This is a genomic window from Streptococcus mitis (assembly GCF_001281025.1).
In the GTDB taxonomy this organism is placed as follows: Bacteria; Bacillota; Bacilli; order Lactobacillales; family Streptococcaceae; genus Streptococcus; species Streptococcus mitis_AK.
Genome location: NZ_CP012646.1, coordinates 713,849 through 735,731 on the forward strand (window position 1 = coordinate 713,849; position 21,883 = coordinate 735,731).

Below are 21,883 nucleotides of genomic sequence, written 5' to 3' on the forward strand. Positions count from 1 at the left end.
GTTTATCGAAAATGAATTGGTGCCGGTCACCGCTTTTAGATATGACAGATCCTATTTTGTTGAAGAAAAAATCCTGAGCCTTTATTCTCAGGATTTTCTTTTATCTTACTGTTGTGGTTGCTGTTGAACTGGTGGATTTTGTGGCGTTGGTTGTACTGGTTGTGTTTGCTGAACAGTCTGACCAGCTTGTCCTTGATTAGGATCGGTTGCTGGAGCATTATTGGGTTGTTGACCTACCGTAGTACTTGCCTGTGTAGTTGAACTTTCAGCTGTTGAGGATTGTTGAGTAGAGGGTTCAGTCCATATTGGGCGAGCTCCATTTTTGAATACAAATTCCCCGTTTCTGAAAAGTCCGTCTGGCATCGTCCAGTCTTCTGGATGAGTATCTTCTGATAGATACGTTATCATTGAGCGATAAACTTTAGCTGCAACTAGGAAACCATCTCCAACGATAGGAGTTAAACGATTCGAATAACCTGTCCATACAGCCATAGAATACTTACGAGTATAACCAACAAACATTTCATCTGGAGCTACATAGCCAGTGTTCTTGATGTGTTTTTCAATTTCATCATCTGTGTAGTTAGAAGTACCTGTTTTACCAGCTTGCGCTAACCATGGGAGATAGGCTCCACGTCCTGTTCCGTAAGCTAAGACAGTTTTCATCATTTCGGTCATCATGTAAGCAGTTGTTTCTTTCATAGCTCGTGTACCAGCATCTGAAAATTCTTTTTCACTACCGTCACTGAAGACGACCTTATTGATATACATGGGTTTGTGGTAAATTCCACCGTTGGCAAAGGCAGCATAAGCAGCAGCCATTTTTTCACTGCTTGCACCGTATTGTTTGTTAGATTCAGTTGTATTACTTGAAATGGCGTTTGCATAGTGGATGCTTGGATAATTGATACCTAAGCCATTTAGGAAGGTTTTCGCTCTATCTAAACCAACTTTATTTAGGGTTTCAACAGCTGTGACATTACGTGACTGTTGAAGTGCATACTGAATTGTAATATTTCCAAAGTAGCCTTTATCCCAGTTGTAGACGGGAGTATCAGTACCAGGATAGTTATAAGGAACATCATGTACAATAGTTGCAGTAGAGTCATAGACTCCATATTCTAAAGCGGGAGCATAGTCAGTGATTGGTTTCATAGTAGAACCCCAGTCACGGTTGGTTTCAACGGCTTGGTTGATTCCGAAAGATACATTACTTGATTGGTGACGGGCACCTAACTGAGCAATGACTTTACCATTTGTTACATCAACGATAGTAGAAGCTACTTGAAGTTCATCATCTGGATAAGCGACATACTCATCTGTGTTATAAACATCCCAAAGTCGCTGCTGAACATCTTTGTCGACATTAGTATAGACTTCCATGCCTGTAGTAAGAAGGTTGTAACCAGTTTCTTGTTCAACTTGGTCGATTACTTCTTTGAGGTAGTTGTCCATATAAGCTGGATAACTATTGGCTGACTTCAAACTTTGGAGACCGTCAGTGACGGGAGTATTAATAGCTTTTTCATAATCTTCTGCACTAATGTATTTTTGCCCTTTCATTTCTGAAAGTACCAAGTTACGACGCTCTAGAGCAGCCTCTGGATGGGAATAAGGATCATATTGGTTTGGCGCTTGAGGCATTCCAGCCAAGAGTGCTAACTGTGGCAAGCTTAAGTCCTTCAAGTCTTTTCCATAGTAATTTTGGGCTGCGGTTTGCATTCCATAGTTACCGTTGGACATGTAGACTTTATTGATGTAATAGGTTAGGATTTCTTGCTTGGTTGCTTTTTGCTCTAGTTGAACGGCTAGCCAAGCTTCTTGAGCTTTACGTGACAAGGTTTGATCAGCAGTTGAAGTAGAAAAATAAGTCAATTTAATTAATTGTTGTGTCAAGGTTGAGGCACCTTGTAGACCTCCTCCTTGTAGATTTCTTAATGCTGCTCCCATGATACGAATAGTATCAACACCTCTATGGTCAAAGAAACGGTGGTCTTCGATAGACACAATTGCCTTGACTAAGTCAGTAGGAATTTCATTTGCTTGAGCATTTACGCGACGTTCAGATCCAAGGTCAGCAATCAGTTCGTTCTTATTGTCATAAATCTTGCTAGAAGTTGTCGCAACTAATTTACTTTCAGATAAGGCTGGAGCCTTACTAACAAAGTAGAGGAAGACACCTCCACCTAATAGAAATAATGCGATAAATAAGGTAAGGAATGTGATTCCAATATACTTTAAGAATCGCAGAATAGTTTGTTTATTCATCTTGTTTTACCACCTAGTAAATGTTCTTTGATAATATCGAGATAGGGAATTTGAGGGAAAGCTCCTTGCTTTACTAAATATCCGTATTCTTGAATATATCCAAGTGGCATTGATTTTTGCCCCTTATCTTGATGATAAAAGCGAATCAAATCAGGTGCCGGCAACAAATAAGTTTCTTGTTGAGAGGAAAAATGAAGTAGTACGAAGCAAATGCCCTGCTGTTCTAGAACTTGTTCCATATGTTGAATCTGGTGAAGATGGAAGTTCTTCATTGGGATAGCATTCTTTTGTCGTGTCTCCTTAGCTTCAAAGTCAATGTAATGTCCTCTATATACGCCAGAGTAATCTGTTGTGGAAGCTTGTCTAAAGTAGGCTTCTACAATTTTGGCTCGACTACGTTGAGGATAGTCTACTCGAACAATCTGAACAGGCGTTGGCTTTTTATGGATAACTGCCATGCCATGCGTCAGATAGTAGTCGTTTGTAGCGTTAATCATCTTTTCAAAAGTCATTCCTCGATTTGCGAAATTTTTTGGTTGAGAAATGGATGTTTGGCTTTTTTTTGATGAAATTTTATGAGGATAGTTGACCATATTTCTCCTTATTGGTACAATAACATCACTCTATTATACCATAAAAATAGAAAGAAAGGTGTAAAAATGACTACAGCTTTAATTATGGGATATTCTAATTTTGACTTGGGTTTGTTTAATGAAAAAGATATCAGGATAAAAATTATAAAGAAAGCCATTCGCCGTGATTTAGAAAGTTTAGCAGAAGAAGGGATTAAATGGCTGGTCTTTACAGGGAACTTGGGATTTGAATCTTGGGTGTTTGATGTCGCAAATGAAATGAAAGACGAATATGATTTTAGCCTAGCGACCATTTTTGATTTTGAAACACACGGGGAAAATTGGAATGAAGCGAATCAGCTTAAACTTGACCAATTTAAGCAGGTCGATTTTGTCAAATATGCCTATCCTAAATATGAACATATGGGGCAACTACGAGACTACCAACGATTTTTGCTGGAAAATACTGACTTAGCTTATTTTTTCTATGATCCAGAAAATGAGACCAAATTAAAATTTATGGACAATTTGATGAAAAATCAGGAAGGTTATCGCATAAAAAGGCTAACCTTTGAAGACTTAAATGAGCTAGTAGAAAATTTTTCTGAAAAGTAAGCCTTTGACCTTGATTTTTGTTTGGCTTTTTTTATATAATAATACTAGCAAGCGAGAATGGAGAGAGACATGGCAAGTATTATTTTTTCAGCGAAAGATATTTTTGAACAAGAGTTTGGGCGTGAAGTCCGAGGCTATAGTAAAGTAGAAGTTGATGAGTTTTTAGACGATGTCATTAAGGACTATGAAACCTATGCTGCCTTGGTCAAGTCACTTCGTCAGGAAATTGCGGATTTGAAGGAAGAATTAGCTCGTAAACCGAAACCTTCACCAGTTCAAGCAGAACCTATTGAAGCGACAACTACAAGTTCTATGACGAATTTTGATATTTTGAAACGCTTGAATCGTCTTGAAAAAGAAGTGTTTGGTAAACAAATTTTAGATAACTCAGATTTCTAAGTAGTGATTTGAGGTGTGCAATTTTTGGATAATCGCGTGAGGAGAGTTGCTTCTCATGAGGAAAGTCCATGCTAGCACAGGCTGTGATGCCTGTAGTGTTTGTGCTAGGCGAAACCATAAGCCTAGGGACGAGAAATCGTTACGGCAGTTGAAATGGCTAAGTCCTTGGATAGGCCAGAGTAGGCTTGAAAGTGCCACAGTGACGGAGTCTTTCTGGAAACGGAGAGAGTGGAACGCGGTAAACCCCTCAAGCTAGCAACCCAAATTTTGGTCGGGGCATGGAGTACGCGGAAACGAACGTAGTATTCTGACTGCTATCAGCTAGAGCTGTTAGTGGTAGACAGATGATTATCGAAGGAAGTGGTCCTAGTCACTTCTGGAACAAAACATGGCTTATAGAAAATTGCATATAGGTTGGGGCTGAGAAATTTTCTCAACCTCATTTTTTAAAGTGGACATATAGAAAGGTCTTGCAAGACTGTAACATGAAAAAAGAATTTAATTTAATTGCAACTGTGGCAGCAGGTCTTGAAGCTGTCGTTGGTCGTGAAGTGCGAGAGTTGGGTTACGATTGTCAGGTTGAAAATGGACGTGTTCGTTTTCAAGGAGATGTTAGAGCCATTATTGAAACCAACCTCTGGCTTCGGGCAGCAGACCGTATCAAAATTATCGTAGGAACGTTCCCAGCTAAGACTTTTGAAGAGCTCTTTCAGGGAGTTTTTGCTCTAGATTGGGAAAATTATTTACCACTTGGAGCTCGATTTCCGATTTCAAAAGCTAAATGTGTGAAATCTAAACTACACAATGAACCCAGTGTTCAGGCTATTTCAAAGAAGGCCGTTGTCAAGAAATTGCAAAAATACTATGCCCGTCCAGAAGGTGTTCCTCTGATGGAAACTGGTCCTGAGTTTAAAATTGAGGTCTCTATTCTTAAAGATATAGCAACTATCATGATTGATACGACAGGGACTAGCCTATTTAAACGTGGTTATCGTACGGAAAAAGGTGGCGCTCCCATAAAGGAAAATATGGCAGCAGCTATTTTGCAACTCTCTAACTGGTATCCAGACAAGCCTCTGATTGATCCGACATGTGGTTCGGGGACTTTCTGTATCGAGGCAGTTATGATTGCTAGAAAGATGGCTCCTGGTCTTCGTCGCTCCTTTGCTTTTGAGGAATGGAACTGGATTAGCGATCGCTTGATTCAAGAAGTTCGCACAGAAGCAGCTAAGAAAGTGGATCGTGAACTGGAACTGGATATCATGGGCTGTGATATCGATGCACGCATGGTGGAAATTGCTAAGGCCAATGCTCAGGCAGCAGGTGTTGCAGGAGATATTACCTTTAAGCAGATGCGCTTGCAGGATTTGCGTTCTGATAAAATAAATGGAGTGATTATCTCTAACCCACCTTATGGTGAACGCTTGTCAGATGATGCAGGGGTTACCAAGCTTTATGCTGAGATGGGTCAAGTATTTGCTCCTCTGAAAACGTGGAGCAAGTTTATCTTAACCAGTGATGAAGCCTTTGAGACCAAGTACGGTAGTCAGGCGGATAAGAAACGGAAGTTGTACAACGGAACTTTAAAAGTTGATTTGTATCAATATTTTGGTCAGCGTGTTAAACGTCAGGAAGTAAAGTAGGAAGGAAAAACTCATGAGTAAGAAAAGACGGAATCGTCATAAAGCAGAACACCAAGAAGCGCAATTTGATTTTGATGATGCTAAAGAGCTAACAGTTGGAGAAGCCATGCGAAAAAATGAAGAGGTGGAAGCAGGTGTGTTGCCTGGAGATTCTATCTTGGACAAGTATGTGAAACAACATAAAGATGAAATTGAGGCAGATAAGTTTGAAACGCGTCAGTTTAGCAAGGATGATTTAGTTGAAAAAGAAGAGGTAGAGGAGACTCAGACTCTGGATAATTTGCTTCAAGAGCTTCGTGAGGAAACAGGAGTAACTTCTCCAGATCCAGAAGATGAATTGAATCAGTTTGATGATTTAGAATTAACACGAGTTTCAGAAGCTCCTCTTGTTGAAGAATTTGAGGCGGAAGAGGTACAATTAGTTGGAGCGGAAGAGGCCTTCACACGTTCTCGAGTTACAGATAGTGAAGATGGAAACAGTAAGAAGAAATGGGTGCTGTATGCTATTCTAGCAGCCTTAGTGGTTCTTATCCTTGGAACTGCTTATTATGTTTACCGTCAAGTGAATCGCTCAACACAGGAAATTCAAACTTCTCAATCATCGTCTAGTGAGCAGAATATTCAGCCGATTTTAGAAGATTTCAATAGCCAATACGATGCCTTCTATACAGATAGCAACAAAACGGCTTTGAAAAATAGCCAGTTTGATAAACTGAGCCAACTTAAAACTTTGCTTGATAAGCTAGAAGGTAGTCGCGAACATACCCTTGCCAAATCGAAGTATGATAGTCTAGCAACTCAAATCAAGGCCATTCAAGATGTCAATGCTCAATTTGAGAAGCCAGCTATTGTGGATGGTGTCTTGGATACCAATGCTAAAGCTAAATCGGATGCCAAATTTACAGACATTAAAACTGGAAATACGGAGCTAGATAAATTGCTAGATAAGGCTATTAGTCTAGGTAAGAGCCAACAAACAAGTGCTTCAAGTTCAAGCTCAAGTTCAACTGAATCTAGCAGCTCAAGTTCTCGTCAAGCAAGTGAAAATACTACTAGTGGAACAAGCCCAAGTAGTTCAAATGCTGCATCAACTGAACCTAGAAGTACCCGCAGTGAAGTCAATATGGGTGTATCAAGTGCAGGAGTTGCTGTTCAAAGAAGTGCCAGTCGTGTTTCTTATAACCAGTCTGCTATTGATGACAGTAACAACTCTGCCTGGGATTTTGCAGATGGCGTCTTGGAACAAATCCTAGCGACTTCACGTTCACGTGGTTATATCACTGGTAACCAATACATCCTTGAACGTGTTAATATCGTTAATGGCAATGGTTATTACAACCTCTACAAGCCAGATGGAACCTATCTCTTTACCCTTAACTGTAAGACGGGATACTTTGTTGGAAATGGTTCTGGACATGCGGATGACTTGGACTACTAAGCAGTCGTTACAAAATTCTTTCTTTTCAAAAGTAAAAATGATAAAATAAAACAAATTAAACAAGAGGAGTGTCAAATGACAAAAGCTAACTTTGGTGTCGTAGGTATGGCCGTAATGGGTCGTAACCTTGCCCTTAATATTGAATCTCGTGGTTACACAGTTGCTATTTACAACCGTAGTAAAGAAAAAACTGAAGATGTAATTGCTTGCCATCCTGAAAAGAACTTTGTACCAAGCTATGACGTTGAAAGTTTTGTAAACTCAATCGAAAAACCTCGTCGTATCATGCTCATGGTTCAAGCTGGACCTGGTACAGATGCTACTATCCAAGCCCTTCTTCCACACCTTGATAAGGGTGATATCTTGATCGACGGAGGAAACACTTTCTACAAAGATACTATTCGTCGTAATGAAGAATTGGCAAACTCAGGTATCAACTTTATCGGTACTGGGGTTTCTGGTGGTGAAAAAGGTGCCCTTGAAGGCCCTTCTATCATGCCTGGTGGACAAAAAGAAGCCTACGAATTGGTTGCGGATGTTCTTGCAGAAATCTCAGCTAAAGCACCAGAAGATGGCAAACCATGTGTGACTTACATCGGTCCTGATGGAGCTGGTCACTATGTGAAAATGGTTCACAACGGTATCGAGTATGGTGACATGCAATTGATCGCAGAAAGCTATGACTTGATGCAACACTTGCTTGGCCTTTCTGCAGAAGATATGGCTGAAATCTTTACTGAGTGGAACAAGGGTGAATTGGACAGCTACTTGATCGAAATCACAGCTGATATCTTGAGCCGTAAAGACGATGAAGGCCAAGACGGACCAATCGTAGACTACATCCTTGATGCTGCAGGTAACAAGGGAACTGGTAAATGGACTAGCCAATCATCACTTGACCTTGGTGTGCCATTGTCACTCATTACTGAGTCAGTATTTGCACGTTACATCTCTACTTACAAAGAAGAACGTGTGCATGCTAGCAATGTTCTTCCGAAACCAGCTGCCTTCAAATTTGAAGGAGACAAGGCTGAGTTGATTGAAAAGATCCGTCAAGCCCTTTACTTCTCAAAAATCATTTCATACGCACAAGGTTTTGCTCAATTGCGTGTAGCTTCTAAAGAAAATAACTGGAACTTGCCATTTGCAGACATCGCATCTATCTGGCGTGATGGCTGTATCATCCGTTCTCGTTTCTTGCAAAAGATTACAGATGCTTACAACCGTGATGCAGACCTTGCTAACCTTCTTTTGGATGAATACTTCTTGGATGTTACTGCTAAGTACCAACAAGCAGTGCGTGATATCGTAGCTCTTGCTGTTCAAGCTGGTGTACCAGTGCCAACCTTCTCAGCAGCTATTACTTACTATGATAGCTACCGTTCAGCTGACCTTCCAGCTAACTTGATCCAAGCGCAACGTGACTACTTTGGTGCCCACACTTACCAACGTAAAGACAAAGAAGGAACCTTCCACTACTCTTGGTATGACGAAAAATAAGTAGGTCTGCCATGGGGAAACGGATTTTATTACTTGAGAAAGAACGAAATCTAGCTCATTTTTTAAGTTTGGAACTCCAAAAAGAGCAATACCGAGTTGATCAGGTTGAGGAGGGGCAAAAAGCCCTCTCCATGGCTCTTCAGACAGACTATGACTTGATTTTATTGAATGCTCGTCTGGGGGATATGACAGCCCAGGATTTTGCAGATAGGCTGAGTCGGACTAAGCCAGCTTCAGTCATCATGGTCTTGGATCATCGTGAAGAATTGCAAGACCAGCTTGAGACAATCCAACGCTTTGCCGTTTCTTACATCTATAAGCCAGTAATTATTGATAATCTGGTAGCTCGTATTTCAGCGATTTTCCGAGGTCGGGACTTCATCGACCAACACTGTAGTCAGATGAAGGTTCCAACATCTTACCGCAATTTGCGTATGGATGTAGAACATCATACCGTTTATCGTGGCGAGGAGATGATTGCTCTGACTCGTCGTGAGTATGACCTTTTGGCTACTCTTATGGGAAGCAAGAAAGTTCTGACTCGTGAGCAGTTGTTGGAAAGTGTCTGGAAGTATGAAAGTGCGACCGAAACGAATATCGTGGATGTCTATATCCGTTATCTACGTAGCAAGCTGGATGTAAAAGGTCAGAAAAGCTACATTAAAACCGTGCGTGGTGTCGGTTACACCATGCAAGAATAGAAAAGCAGTTGCAGTTTTGTAACTGCTTTTTTGAGGAAATTCTATATATTGACATGTAATTGAATCTTTGCTACAATCAGTTATGGAGGATAGGTCTAATGAAAATCATAAAAAAATTGATGCAAATTGCATTATCAGTTTTTTTCTTTAGCTTACTGGCAACAAGTGCAGTATTGGCGGATACTATAGGTGGACAGTTTGTTGATAAAGATAATAGAAAATATTATATAAAAGATGACCATAAAGCAATCTATTGGCATAAAATAGACGGTAAAACCTACTATTTTGGTGATAGTGGAGAAATGGTAGTTGGTTGGCAATACTTAGAAATCCCTGGGACAGGTTATCGTGATGATTTATTTGATAATCGACCAGTTTTTGAAATTGCCCTTCAACCGAAGTGGTACTACTTTGGACAAGATGGTGTCCTACAAGAATTTGTTGGATGGAAACAATTAGAAGTTAAGGATTCGTTAAATGTTGGTAAAAAACATGGTGAGGGCTTTGAAGGCCCAGAAGTTCTTAAATTAGCAAATTATTACTTTGCTCAAGACCATTCTTTAAAAACAGGTTGGCTTTATGATCAATCCAACTGGTATTACCTAGTAAAAACAGCTTACTTAGGGAAAGACTACTTTGGTGGTGAAAGACGTACAGGCTGGATCAATGATAACTCAGCTTGGTACTATCTAGATTCAGAAACTGGTATCATGCAAACTGGTTGGAAACAACTTGGCAATAAGTGGTACTACCTTCGTTCATCAGGAGCAATGGTGACTGGTTGGTATCAGGAAGGCTCAACTTGGTATTATTTAGACCAGTCAAATGGTGATATGAAAACTGGATGGCAATACCTTGGTAACAAGTGGTACTATCTTCGTTCATCAGGAGCTATGGTCACTGGCTGGTTCCAGGTCGGCAGTAAATGGTACTACGCTTATAGCTCAGGTGCTTTAGCAGTGAATACGACTGTAGATGGCTATTCTGTCAATTATAATGGCGAATGGGTTCAATAATGAAAGAGGCGATTGTGAAGGAAACAATCGCTTTTTTTGTGAAAATATAATAAAATAGATAGGAGAGAATAAATACTTGTAGGAAAAATAATACTCTTCGAAAATCAAATTCAAACCACGTCAGCGTCGCCTTACCGTACTCAAGTACAGCCTGCGGCTAGCTTCCTAGTTTGCTTTTTGATTTTCATTGAGTATGAGACGACTTTTTCGTCTAGTAAAAGGAAAAAATGACAAAAAAAATTGGTGTCGGTCAGGCACATAGTAAGATTATTTTAATAGGGGAGCATGCAGTCGTTTACGGTTATCCGGCTATTTCCCTGCCTCTTTTGGAGGTGGAGGTGACTTGTAAGGTAGTTCCTGCAGCGAGTCCTTGGCGTCTTTATGAGGAGGATACCTTGTCCATGGCGGTGTATGCCTCACTGGAGTATTTGGATATCACAGAAGCCTGCATTCGCTGTGAGATTGACTCAGCTATCCCTGAGAAGCGGGGAATGGGTTCGTCAGCAGCTATCAGCATAGCGGCCATTCGTGCGGTATTTGACTACTATCAGGCAGAACTGCCTCATGATGTACTAGAAGTCTTGGTCAATCGGGCTGAAATGATTGCCCATATGAATCCTAGTGGTTTGGATGCTAAGACCTGTCTCAGTGACCAGCCTATTCGATTTATTAAGAATGTAGGATTTACAGAGCTTGAGATGGATTTATCTGCCTATTTGGTGATTGCTGATACGGGTGTTTATGGCCATACTCGTGAAGCTATTCAAGTGGTTCAAAACAAGGGCAAGGATGCCCTACCGTTTTTGCATGCCTTGGGAGAATTGACCCAGCAGGCAGAAGTTGCGATTTCACAAAAAGATGCTGAAGGACTGGGACAAATCCTTAGTCAAGCGCATTTACATCTAAAAGAAATTGGTGTTAGTAGCCCTGAGGCGGATTCTCTAGTTGAAACGGCTCTTAGCCATGGTGCTCTGGGTGCCAAGATGAGCGGTGGTGGGCTAGGAGGCTGTATCATAGCCTTGGCAACCAATTTGACTCAAGCTCAAGAACTAGCAGAAAGATTAGAAGAGAAAGGAGCTGTTCAGACATGGATAGAGAGCCTGTAACAGTACGTTCTTACGCAAATATTGCTATTATCAAATATTGGGGAAAGAAAAAAGAAAAAGAGATGGTGCCTGCTACTAGCAGCATCTCTCTGACTTTGGAAAACATGTACACAGAGACGGCCCTGTCGCCTCTACCGACGGATGCGACTGCTGATGTTTTTTACATCAATGGTCAGCTACAGAGTGAGGCGGAGCATGTCAAGATGAGCAAGATTATTGACCGTTACCGTCCAGCTGGTGAGGGCTTTGTTCGAATTGATACTCAAAATAATATGCCTACGGCAGCGGGCTTGTCATCAAGTTCTAGTGGTTTGTCTGCCTTGGTCAAGGCTTGTAATGCTTATTTCAAGCTTGGATTGACTCGGATCCAGTTGGCACAGGAGGCTAAGTTTGCCTCAGGCTCTTCCTCTCGGAGTTTTTATGGACCACTAGGTGCTTGGGATAAGGATAGCGGAGAAATTTACCCTGTAGAGACAGACTTGAAACTAGCTATGATTATGTTGGTGTTAGAGGACAAGAAAAAACCAATTTCTAGCCGTGACGGGATGAAACTCTGTGTGGAAACTTCGACGACCTTTGACGACTGGGTACGTCAGTCTGAGAAGGATTATCAGGATATGCTGGTTTACCTCAAAGAAAATGACTTTGCCAAGGTTGGGGAGTTAACGGAGGAAAATGCTCTGGCTATGCACGCTACGACCAAAACAGCATCACCAGCCTTTTCTTATCTGACGGATGCAAGCTATGAAGCCATGGACTTTGTCCGCCAGCTTCGTGAGCAAGGAGAAGCTTGCTACTTTACCATGGATGCTGGTCCCAATGTCAAGGTTCTCTGTCAGGAGAAAGACTTGGAGCATTTATCAGAAATCTTCGGTCAGCGTTATCGCTTGATTGTGTCAAAAACAAAGGATTTGAGCCAAGATGATTGCTGTTAAAACTTGCGGAAAACTCTATTGGGCAGGGGAATATGCTATTTTAGAGCCAGGGCAGTTGGCCTTGATAAAGGCCATTCCCATCTATATGAAGGGCGAGATTGCTTTTTCTGATAGTTATCGTATCTATTCGGATATGTTTGATTTCGCAGCGGATTTGACGCCAAATCCTGACTATAGCTTGATTCAAGAAACAATTGCTTTAGTGGAAGATTTCCTCGTTTATCGTGGGGAGACCTTGCGACCTTTTTCTTTGGAAATCCGAGGAAAAATGGAACGAGAAGGGAAAAAGTTTGGTCTGGGTTCTAGTGGCAGCGTCGTTGTCTTGGTTGTCAAGGCTTTGCTGGCTCTGTATAAGCTTTTGGTTGATCAGGAGCTCTTGTTCAAGCTGGCTAGCGCGGTCTTGCTCAAGCGCGGAGACAATGGTTCTATGGGGGACCTTGCCTGTATTGTGGCAGAGGAATTGGTTCTTTACCAGTCATTTGATCGCCAGAAGGTGGCTGCTTGGTTGGAAGAAGAAAACTTGGCGACTGTTTTAGAGCGTGATTGGGGCTTTTCAATTTCGCAAGTGGAACCAACTTTAGAATGTGATTTCCTAGTGGGATGGACCAAGGAAGTGGCTGTATCGAGTCACATGGTCCAGCAAGTCAAGCAAAATATCAATCAGAATTTTTTAAGTTCCTCAAAAGAAATGGTGGTTTCTTTGGTAGAAGCCTTGGAGCAGGGGAAAGCAGAAAAAATTATCGAGCAAGTAGAAGTAGCCAGCAAGCTTTTAGAAGGCTTGAGCACAGATATTTACACTCCTTCGCTTAGACAATTGAAAGAAGCTAGTCAAGATTTGCAATCTGTTGCTAAGAGTAGCGGAGCTGGTGGTGGTGATTGTGGCATTGCCTTGAGTTTTGATGAGCAATCAACTGAAACCCTAAAAAACCGTTGGGCCGATCTGGGGATTGAGCTCTTATATCAAGAAAGGATAGGACATGACGACAAATCGTAAGGATGAGCACATCCGCTATGCCCTTGAGCAGAAAAGTTCCTATAATAGCTTTGATGAGGTGGAGTTGATTCATTCTTCCTTGCCTCTTTACGACCTGGATGAAATCAATCTGTCGACAGAGTTTGCTGGTCGAAAGTGGGACTTTCCTTTTTATATCAATGCCATGACAGGTGGGAGTGAAAAAGGTAAAGAAATCAATCAAAAACTGGCTCAAGTGGCGGAAGCTTGTGGAATTTTATTTGTAACGGGTTCTTATAGCGCAGCTCTCAAAGATTCAACAGATGACTCTTTTTCTGTCAAGTCTAGCCATCCAAATCTCCTTCTTGGAACCAATATTGGATTGGACAAGCCTGTCGAGTTAGGACTTCAGACTGTAGAAGAGATGAATCCTCTTCTCTTGCAAGTCCATGTCAACGTCATGCAGGAATTGCTCATGCTTGAGGGAGAAAGGAAGTTCAGAAGCTGGCAATCGCATCTGGCAGACTATAGCAAGCAAATCCCTGTTCCTATTGTCCTAAAGGAAGTGGGCTTTGGAATGGATGTGAAGACCATCGAGAGAGCCTATGGATTGGGTGTTCGAACTGTTGACCTATCAGGTCGTGGCGGTACCAGCTTTGCCTATATCGAAAACCGTCGCAGTGGTCAACGTGACTACCTCAATCAATGGGGGCAATCTACTATGCAGGCCCTTATCAATGCCCAAGACTGGAAAGACAAGGTTGAACTCTTGGTCAGTGGTGGCGTTCGGAATCCGCTGGATATGATTAAGTGTTTGGTCTTTGGTGCCAAGGCTGTAGGACTGTCTCGAACAATTCTGGAATTGATTGAAACCTATTCAATTGAAGAAGTGATTGGCATTGTCCAAGGCTGGAAAGCAGATCTACGCTTGATCATGTGTGCCCTTAACTGTGCCACCATAGCAGATCTACAAAAAGTAGACTATCTTCTTTATGGAAAATTAAAAGAAGCAAAGGATCAGATGAAAAAGGCGTAACCACCGCCTTTTTTTCCATCCTCAGACTGAGGTGACTTTTTTGAATTGTGATAAAATAGAAGGGAGAGGATGAACCTATGAGAAAATTTAAAATCTTTTTATTTATCGAAGCCTGTCTTCTGACAGGAGCTCTGATTTTGATGGTATCAGAGCATTTTTCGCGTTTTCTGCTAATTTTATTCCTCTTTTTGCTTTTGATTCGCTATTACACTGGTAAAGAGGGCAATAATCTTCTTTTGGTGGTGGCAACCATTCTCTTCTTTTTCATCGTCATGCTCAATCCTTTTGTGATTCTAGCTATTTTTGTTGCGGTCATCTATAGCCTCTTTCTTATTTATCCGATGATGAACCAGGAAAAAGAACAGACCAATTTGGTGTTTGAAGAGGTGGTGACGGTTAAGAAGGAGAAAAATCGTTGGTTTGGGAATCTCCATCATTTTTCAAGTTATCAAACTTGCCAGTTTGATGATATCAATCTCTTTCGTCTCATGGGCAAGGATACCATTCATCTGGAGAGGGTCATCCTAACCAATCATGATAATGTCATTATTCTCAGAAAGATGGTAGGAACAACCAAAATCATTGTACCTGTAGATGTGGAAGTCAGTCTCAGCGTTAATTGTCTCTATGGTGATTTGACTTTTTTCAACCAGCCCAAGCGAGCCCTCCGCAATGAACACTATCATCAAGAAACAAGAGACTATCTCAAGAGTAACAAGAGTGTCAAGATTTTCTTGACTACTATGATTGGGGATGTGGAGGTGGTCAGAGGATGAAAAAACAAGCCTATGTAATTATTGCTCTCACTTCCTTCCTGTTTGTCTTATTTCTGTCTCATAGTTTGTTGGAAATCCTTGATTTTGACTGGTCAATTTTCTTGCACGATGTTGAAAAAACAGAAAAATTTGTCTTTTTGTTGTTAGTATTCAGCATGTCCATGACCTGTCTCTTAGCCCTGTTTTGGCGAGGTGTGGAAGAGCTTTCTCTAAGAAAAATGCAGGCCAATCTCAAGCGTTTATTGGCAGGGCAAGAAGTGGTTCAGGTTTCAGATCCAGATTTGGACGCCAGTTTCAAGTCCTTGTCAGGGAAACTTAACCTCTTGACAGAAGCGCTTCAAAAGGCTGAAAATCACAGTCTTACTCAGGAAGAGGAAATCGTTGAGAAGGAACGAAAGCGGATTGCTCGGGATTTGCACGATACCGTCAGTCAGGAGTTGTTTGCGGCCCACATGATTTTGTCAGGTATCAGTCAGCAGGCTTTGAAACTGGATAGAGAAAAGATGCAGACCCAGTTGCAGAGTGTCACAGCAATTTTAGAAACGGCTCAGAAGGATTTGCGGGTCTTGCTCCTGCATTTGCGCCCAGTTGAGTTGGAAGAGAAGAGTCTGGTTGAAGGGATTCAAATTCTTCTAAAAGAGCTTGAGGACAAGAGTGATCTTAAGGTTAGTTTCAAGCAAAATGTGACGAAATTGCCTAAGAAGATTGAGGAGCATATCTTCCGCATTTTGCAGGAGTTGATCAGCAATACCCTCCGTCATGCCCAGGCCTCTTGTCTGGATGTCTACCTCTATCAGACGGATCTTGAATTGCAGCTGAAGGTGGTGGACAATGGAATTGGTTTTCAGTTAGGGAGTTTAGATGACTTGAGTTATGGACTACGCAATATCAAGGAGCGGGTTGAAGATATGGCAGGAAGGGTTCAACTCTTGACAGCTCCAAAGCAAGGACTGGCGGTTGATATCCGTATTCCCTTGCTAGATAAGGAATGATAAAGGAGTAAAGATGAAAATTTTACTAGTAGATGACCATGAAATGGTCCGATTGGGCTTGAAAAGCTACTTTGACCTCCAAGATGATGTGGAAGTTGTAGGGGAAGCGGCCAATGGGGCTCAAGGCATTGACTTGGCCTTGGAATTGCGTCCAGATGTCATTGTCATGGATATTGTCATGCCTGAGATGAATGGGATTGACGCGACTTTGGCCATCCTCAAAGAATGGCCTGAAGCCAAGATTTTGATTGTGACTTCGTACTTGGACAATGAAAAAATCATGCCGGTCTTGAACGCTGGTGCTAGAGGCTATATGCTTAAGACTTCTAGTGCAGACGAACTACTCCATGCTGTTCGTAAGGTGGCTGCTGGAGAGTTGGTCATTGAGCAAGAGGTCAGCAAAAAAGTCGAATACCACCGCAATCATATGGAGCTTCATGAGGAGTTGACTGCGCGTGAGCGAGATGTGCTCCAACTCATCGCCAAGGGCTATGAAAATCAGCGCATCGCAGACGAACTGTTTATCTCTCTCAAGACGGTCAAGACCCATGTGTCCAATATCCTAGCCAAACTTGAAGTCAGCGATCGTACCCAGGCGGCTGTCTATGCCTTTCAGCACCACTTGGTGGGTCATGAAGACTTTTAATAGTTATGTAAAAATAATATTGGAGAAGTAGCTGAATTTAGTATTAAAGAAGCGAAGTAAGTACCTCTAGCACGATAAAATATTTTTTTCACAATGTTTTATGTTATTTGTTGACATTCATTTTATAGGGGAGTAAAATGAAGCTAAAGATAACTAAAGTAATGTAGTATTTATCAAAGGATATAAAAAATCCAAAAGGAGGTTAGAATCATGTCTCCGTAAATTATCAAAATAAGGTCACTAGAGCGTTAAGGAATTTTGAAGAAAGGATTTTTGTCATGAAAAAATATATTACTTATGCAGCTTTATTACTTACTTCAGGAGCTTTGTTATCAACTACTTATGTAGTTAATGCAGAAACTACAACGTCTACCACTAAAGTGACTACATCACAAACAACTTCACAGTATACAAGCGAGAAAGAAGCAATTGATCAACTTGTTAAAGAAGGTAAAATTAAGGTTGAAGATGCAGAACAAGTTAAGTTGGTAGGATTTTCTCCTAGAGAATTAACGCAAGTAGAAGGCGATCAAGAAAAAATAGCATTTAATCAAAATAGAGATGATAAAGGAACCTGGATGATAACAGATGGTCGCTGGTGGTTCAAATATACTTCAGGTGGGTATGCTAAACATTGGGAATTCTTAGATAAGAAATGGTATTATTTTGATGATCAAGGTTGGATGAAATCAAATGAGTGGATTAACCCAGATGGTAATTGGTACTATCTTTCAAATGACGGTTCCATGCTAACTGATTATAATAGAGTTAATGGGAAACCTTATTTCTTCAGATCTAACGGTGTTTGCGTAGAAAATAAAGGTCAGGCAATTGCTGAGTATGCAGAGACATTTGTAGATAAAATCCCATATGTTGGGGGTTGGGCAGACTTGAATAAGGGTGTAGATTGCTCAGGATTTACACATGCCATATATAAAAACTTTGACATTTACTTAGGAACTGATACTAGATCTCAATTTAAGCAAGGAATTGATGTAACTGGTAATGAAAAACCTGGAGATTTAATTTTCTTTAATAATCTTGAACATGTGGGAATTAATATTGGCGGTAACCAAGTGGTTCACGCAAATTATGTAAGAAAATTTGTAAACATAACTAACAATGAATACATTGGATCTATTGACGGAGCTAGACGAGTTTGGTAACAATAAAATTTAAATGTCATAAATAATTTGTTACTAATTGGAGGAAACGGCTATGAAAAAATCTAAACTACTTACACTTGGTTTGCTTGCAGGTGCTGGCCTACTTTTATCTATCAACCAAGCACAGGCTGCAGATACATGGGTAAAAAATGGTTCTGACTGGAATCTTTCTCAAGATGGCAGTCTAGCTAAAAACAAATGGGTGCAAAATGCTGGCTCTTGGTACCACTTTGACGGTTCTGGTAAAATGCAGACAGGCTGGTACAAGGAAGGCAATACATGGTATTCGCTCGCAGACAGTGGGGCTATGCGTACTGGCTGGTACAAGGAAGGCAATACATGGTACTCACTCGCAAATAGTGGGGCTATGCGTACTGGTTGGTACAAAGAAGGGTCTACTTGGTACTACCTCAAAGGCAGTGGCGCTATGGCAACAGGATGGGCAACTGCAAATGGTCAATGGTCTTACTTTGAAAAATCAGGTGCTATGGTAGCAGATAGAGCTGTTCCAGCAAGCGATGGGGAAAGTTATGTCATTGGTAAGGATGGTTATATGTTAACCAAACTCCCTAGTCAGGTTGAACAAGATCCTTTTGATGATACAGTTATTACAGATATCGTTACTTTGTCTGATGGCTATGACTATCACCTTGTTCATAAGAAAGATGGAGTTGTTATCGAAAAGAATGCCTGGTATATCAAACCTATTGATGAACGTTTTTCTTATCAAAAGATTGGCGATATAAAACGAAATACTTTAGATGCAATTACTGATAATAAAAAACCAGGGGAAGAAATTGATCCTAAAGCTGTCATAAAGAATTTCCAAAACTTACCAAATAAGTATTACTTTGGAGCAGATGGACGTAAGGTTGCGAATCTACCAGAATTCACTACTCACTTCCCTATTCAAAAAGTTGGGTCTGAACTTTATCTTAAAAACTCAAGTCCAGTTATTAGTCTAGATTCATCTGGATTGACAATTAATGACAATAAACTTTATCTAAGAGGTGCCAATGATGATAATGGTAAACTTGTAACTGGATATTTTACAATGTTTATGGACGGATTATTATCTAAAGATCACCATATTTTGGGCTATGCAGATGAATCTGGTGAAATCGTGAAGATGAAAGTTTTGCCTAATGATTTCCGTGATTATATTGAAAAAGGAATTTCCGGTTTTTATGGAGAAACTGTTAGATATGACAGTTCAACAGGAAATGTTTCTGTTGTGAAATAAACTATCTGACATAGTAAAAAGAAAAAAGCGAACAGTTTTGTTTACTAGGAAGTCATGTTCATTTCACTATAGAACAGGAGGAAATAACTATGAAAAAATCTAAACTATTCACTCTTGGTTTGCTTATAGGTGCTGGTCTGCTTTTATCTATCAACCAAGCACAGGCTGCAGATACTTGGGTTAAAAATGGTGCTGACTGGAATCTTTCTCAAGATGGCAGTCTCGCTAAAAACAAATGGGTACAAAATGCTGGCTCATGGTATCATTTTGACAGCACTGGTAAAATGCAGACAGGCTGGCTCAAAGAAGGCAATACTTGGTATTCACTAGCAGATAGTGGTGCTATGCGCACAGGCTGGTACAAGGAAGGCAATACCTGGTACTCACTCGCAAATAGTGGTGCCATGCGCACTGGCTGGTATAAGGAAGGTAACACCTGGTACTCATTAGCTAATAGTGGCGCTATGCGTACTGGCTGGTACAAAGAAGGCAACACATGGTACTATCTTCATTTTAGTGGTTCTATGATGACAGGTTGGGAGTGCATAAATGGTGATTGGTATTATTTTGAACAATCAGGTGCAATGGCCTCTGATAGAGTTGTAAATTCTAGTGATGGAACAGGCTATATTCTCAGCAAGGATGGACATATGTTCACTTTACAAGATAGCCCTTATAAACATGATGATATTGTTCGTTTAGGCGATGGATATGAATATCTGATTAAAGCAAAATATGATGGGAATAAATTTACTGATGTTATAGTGGCTAAAAACACTTGGTATGTCAAACCTGAGTTCAAGAAGTTTTCCGACAAATATGGGGATCATGTTGCAAATATAACCTTAGCTTTAGTGGATAATAAAGAAAAAGGACAAGAAATTGATCCTAAAGCTGTTATTCGTAATTTCCAAAATCTGCCAGGTCGATATTACTTTGGAGCAGATGGTCGTAGAGTATTACCACTTCCAGAGATGACAACTAGATCAGAAATCAAAAAAGTTGGCAATGATCTTTATCTAGAAGACCCAGGTGTACGACTTAGACTTCCGTCTACTTACTTCACAATCAATAACAATAAACTATACTATTTAGAAAATGAACAAGGTAAGCTTAAAACAGGTTACTTTGTACTGATTGATGATGGAGCAACCACTACTCACTATCACATTCTAGCCTATGCGGATCAATCCGGTGAGATTCTTAAGATGAAACGCTTGCCATCAGGAGTTAGAGATTATCTTGACAAAGAAATCGATGGTTTCTATGGTCAAAAAATTAAGATTGAATCTCCACACTCAAACGAATATTACAAAGTGGTTGTGGTTAAATAAGAAAAACGAATCGCCTAATGAGGGATGTATGGGCGATTCGTTTTTTAACTGTAATCAGCCACTACTGAATACCTTTTATAAGATTATATTTGAATTCTAAAGAAAATTAAGAAGAAACCATACTTCCAGCAGGATTGAAAAGCGCATTCATTACTTGAAAAAAGTCGCCCATTTATGTTATAATAGACTGTATTTAAAAAATTTTAAGGAGAAATGACAGAATGTCTGTATCATTTGAAAACAAAGAAACAAACCGTGGTGTCTTGACTTTCACTATCTCTCAAGACCAAATCAAACCAGAATTGGATCGTGTCTTCAACTCAGTGAAGAAATCTCTTAATGTTCCAGGTTTCCGTAAAGGTCACCTTCCACGTCCTATCTTCGACAAAAAATTTGGTGAAGAGTCACTTTACCAAGACGTTATGAACGCTCTTTTGCCAAATGCTTATGAAGCAGCTGTAAAAGAAGCTGGTCTTGAAGTGGTTGCTCAACCAAAAATTGACGTAACTTCAATGGAAAAAGGTCAAGACTGGGTTATCACTGCTGAAGTCGTTACAAAACCTGAAGTAAAATTGGGTGACTATAAAAACCTTGAAGTATCAGTAGATGTTGAAAAAGAAGTAACTGACGCTGACGTTGAAGAGCGTATCGAACGCGAACGCAACAACTTGGCTGAATTGGTTATAAAGGAAGCTGCTGCTGAAAACGGCGACACTGTTGTCATCGACTTTGTTGGTTCTATCGACGGTGTTGAATTTGACGGTGGAAAAGGTGAAAACTTCTCACTTGGACTTGGTTCAGGTCAATTCATCCCTGGTTTCGAAGACCAATTGGTAGGTCACTCAGCTGGTGAAACTGTTGATGTTATCGTAACATTCCCAGAAGACTACCAAGCAGAAGACCTTGCAGGTAAAGAAGCTAAATTCGTGACAACTATCCACGAAGTAAAAGCTAAAGAAGTTCCAGCTCTTGACGATGAGCTTGCAAAAGACATCGATGAAGAAGTTGAAACACTTGCTGAATTGAAAGAAAAATACCGCAAAGAATTGTCTGAAGCTAAAGAAGAAGCTTACAAAGATGCAGTTGAAGGTGCAGCAATTGATAAAGCTGTAGAGAACGCTGAAATCGTAGAACTTCCAGAAGAAATGATCCACGAAGAAGTTCACCGTTCAGTAAATGAATTCCTTGGAAACTTGCAACGTCAAGGTATCAACCCTGACATGTACTTCCAAATCACTGGAACTACTCAAGAAGACCTTCACAAACAATACGAGGGAGAAGCTGAGTCACGTACGAAGACTAACCTTGTTATCGAAGCAGTTGCGAAAGCTGAAGGATTTGACGCTTCAGAAGAAGAAATCCAAAAAGAAATCGAGCAATTGGCGGCAGACTACAACATGGAAGTGGCACAAGTACAAAGCTTGCTTTCAGCTGATATGTTGAAACACGACATCACAATCAAAAAAGCTGTTGAATTGATCACAAGCACAGCAACAGTTAAATAATCTTAATAAGATAAAAACCCACCTGATTAGGTGGGTTTTC

20 protein-coding genes and 1 other RNA gene are annotated in these 21,883 nt (G+C 40.6%); 19 read left to right on the forward strand and 2 right to left on the reverse strand.

Annotated elements, in window-relative coordinates; translation table 11 throughout:
• Window positions 1-105 precede the first annotated feature (105 nt).
• Together pbp1a and recU are read right to left on the reverse strand one after the other, a co-directional pair.
• On the reverse strand, window positions 106-2,268 hold the full coding sequence (gene pbp1a / locus RN80_RS03650; protein WP_060627567.1) for a penicillin-binding protein PBP1A: 2,163 nt from the start codon (window positions 2,266-2,268) through the stop codon (window positions 106-108).
• A complete protein-coding gene (gene recU / locus RN80_RS03655) occupies window positions 2,265-2,861 on the reverse strand; it encodes a Holliday junction resolvase RecU (RefSeq protein ID WP_000248751.1) in 597 nt (198 codons plus the stop codon). The genes pbp1a and recU overlap by 4 nt, the downstream gene beginning before the upstream one ends.
• Before the next feature lie 66 nt (window positions 2,862-2,927).
• On the opposite strand from recU, the gene RN80_RS03660 reads away from it, so the two are divergent.
• The 19 genes from RN80_RS03660 to tig all read left to right on the forward strand — a co-directional run bounded on the left by RN80_RS03660 (window position 2,928) and on the right by tig (window position 21,843).
• Window positions 2,928-3,455, forward strand: coding sequence for an SLOG family protein (locus RN80_RS03660; RefSeq protein ID WP_060627569.1), 528 nt, complete (start codon window positions 2,928-2,930; stop codon window positions 3,453-3,455).
• Between the two features lie 69 nt (window positions 3,456-3,524).
• On the forward strand, window positions 3,525-3,854 hold the full coding sequence (gene gpsB, locus RN80_RS03665; RefSeq protein ID WP_060627571.1) for a cell division regulator GpsB: 330 nt from the start codon (window positions 3,525-3,527) through the stop codon (window positions 3,852-3,854).
• Between the two features lie 20 nt (window positions 3,855-3,874).
• Window positions 3,875-4,255: RNase P RNA component class B (gene rnpB / locus RN80_RS03670), an RNA gene on the forward strand.
• Between the two features lie 84 nt (window positions 4,256-4,339).
• On the forward strand, window positions 4,340-5,497 hold the full coding sequence (locus RN80_RS03675) for a THUMP domain-containing class I SAM-dependent RNA methyltransferase (protein ID WP_060627573.1): 1,158 nt from the start codon (window positions 4,340-4,342) through the stop codon (window positions 5,495-5,497).
• 13 nt (window positions 5,498-5,510) lie between these two features.
• Window positions 5,511-6,935: a cell division site-positioning protein MapZ gene (gene mapZ, locus RN80_RS03680; RefSeq protein WP_060627575.1), complete on the forward strand. Its 1,425-nt coding sequence runs from the start codon at window positions 5,511-5,513 to the stop codon at window positions 6,933-6,935.
• A 75-nt stretch (window positions 6,936-7,010) separates the two neighbouring features.
• Complete coding sequence (gene gndA / locus RN80_RS03685; RefSeq protein WP_060627577.1) at window positions 7,011-8,435, forward strand: NADP-dependent phosphogluconate dehydrogenase; 1,425 nt, start codon at window positions 7,011-7,013, stop codon at window positions 8,433-8,435.
• Between the two features lie 11 nt (window positions 8,436-8,446).
• Window positions 8,447-9,136: a response regulator transcription factor gene (locus RN80_RS03690; RefSeq protein WP_060627580.1), complete on the forward strand. Its 690-nt coding sequence runs from the start codon at window positions 8,447-8,449 to the stop codon at window positions 9,134-9,136.
• Between the two features lie 98 nt (window positions 9,137-9,234).
• The gene (locus RN80_RS03695; protein ID WP_060627582.1) at window positions 9,235-10,152 is read left to right on the forward strand and encodes a PspC-like choline-binding domain-containing protein; all 918 of its coding nucleotides are present in this window, start codon (window positions 9,235-9,237) and stop codon (window positions 10,150-10,152) included.
• A 227-nt stretch (window positions 10,153-10,379) separates the two neighbouring features.
• Window positions 10,380-11,258 carry a mevalonate kinase gene (gene mvk, locus RN80_RS03700; RefSeq protein WP_060627584.1) on the forward strand — a complete coding sequence of 293 codons (879 nt, stop codon included), beginning with the start codon at window positions 10,380-10,382 and terminating at the stop codon, window positions 11,256-11,258.
• The gene (gene mvaD, locus RN80_RS03705) at window positions 11,240-12,193 is read left to right on the forward strand and encodes a diphosphomevalonate decarboxylase (protein WP_060627587.1); all 954 of its coding nucleotides are present in this window, start codon (window positions 11,240-11,242) and stop codon (window positions 12,191-12,193) included. The genes mvk and mvaD overlap by 19 nt, the downstream gene beginning before the upstream one ends.
• Entirely contained in the window at window positions 12,180-13,187 is a 1,008-nt protein-coding gene (locus tag RN80_RS03710) for a phosphomevalonate kinase (RefSeq protein WP_060627589.1), read from the forward strand. Before mvaD ends, RN80_RS03710 begins: the two co-directional genes overlap by 14 nt.
• The gene (fni, locus tag RN80_RS03715; RefSeq protein ID WP_060627591.1) at window positions 13,171-14,181 is read left to right on the forward strand and encodes a type 2 isopentenyl-diphosphate Delta-isomerase; all 1,011 of its coding nucleotides are present in this window, start codon (window positions 13,171-13,173) and stop codon (window positions 14,179-14,181) included. The genes RN80_RS03710 and fni overlap by 17 nt, the downstream gene beginning before the upstream one ends.
• Before the next feature lie 77 nt (window positions 14,182-14,258).
• A complete protein-coding gene (gene liaF / locus RN80_RS03720) occupies window positions 14,259-14,957 on the forward strand; it encodes a cell wall-active antibiotics response protein LiaF (protein WP_060627594.1) in 699 nt (232 codons plus the stop codon).
• Window positions 14,954-15,949 carry an envelope stress sensor histidine kinase LiaS gene (locus RN80_RS03725; protein WP_060627596.1) on the forward strand — a complete coding sequence of 332 codons (996 nt, stop codon included), beginning with the start codon at window positions 14,954-14,956 and terminating at the stop codon, window positions 15,947-15,949. The genes liaF and RN80_RS03725 overlap by 4 nt, the downstream gene beginning before the upstream one ends.
• Before the next feature lie 13 nt (window positions 15,950-15,962).
• Window positions 15,963-16,595: a response regulator transcription factor gene (locus tag RN80_RS03730; RefSeq protein WP_060627598.1), complete on the forward strand. Its 633-nt coding sequence runs from the start codon at window positions 15,963-15,965 to the stop codon at window positions 16,593-16,595.
• Between the two features lie 278 nt (window positions 16,596-16,873).
• Window positions 16,874-17,761 carry a C40 family peptidase gene (locus RN80_RS03735; RefSeq protein WP_060627601.1) on the forward strand — a complete coding sequence of 296 codons (888 nt, stop codon included), beginning with the start codon at window positions 16,874-16,876 and terminating at the stop codon, window positions 17,759-17,761.
• A 52-nt stretch (window positions 17,762-17,813) separates the two neighbouring features.
• Window positions 17,814-19,004 carry an N-acetylmuramoyl-L-alanine amidase family protein gene (locus RN80_RS03740; RefSeq protein ID WP_060627603.1) on the forward strand — a complete coding sequence of 397 codons (1,191 nt, stop codon included), beginning with the start codon at window positions 17,814-17,816 and terminating at the stop codon, window positions 19,002-19,004.
• Between the two features lie 89 nt (window positions 19,005-19,093).
• Window positions 19,094-20,338, forward strand: a complete 1,245-nt coding sequence (locus RN80_RS03745; protein ID WP_060627605.1) for a cell wall-binding repeat-containing protein — start codon at window positions 19,094-19,096, stop codon at window positions 20,336-20,338.
• A 221-nt stretch (window positions 20,339-20,559) separates the two neighbouring features.
• Window positions 20,560-21,843, forward strand: a complete 1,284-nt coding sequence (tig, locus tag RN80_RS03750; RefSeq protein WP_060627606.1) for a trigger factor — start codon at window positions 20,560-20,562, stop codon at window positions 21,841-21,843.
• Window positions 21,844-21,883: the final 40 nt, after the last annotated feature.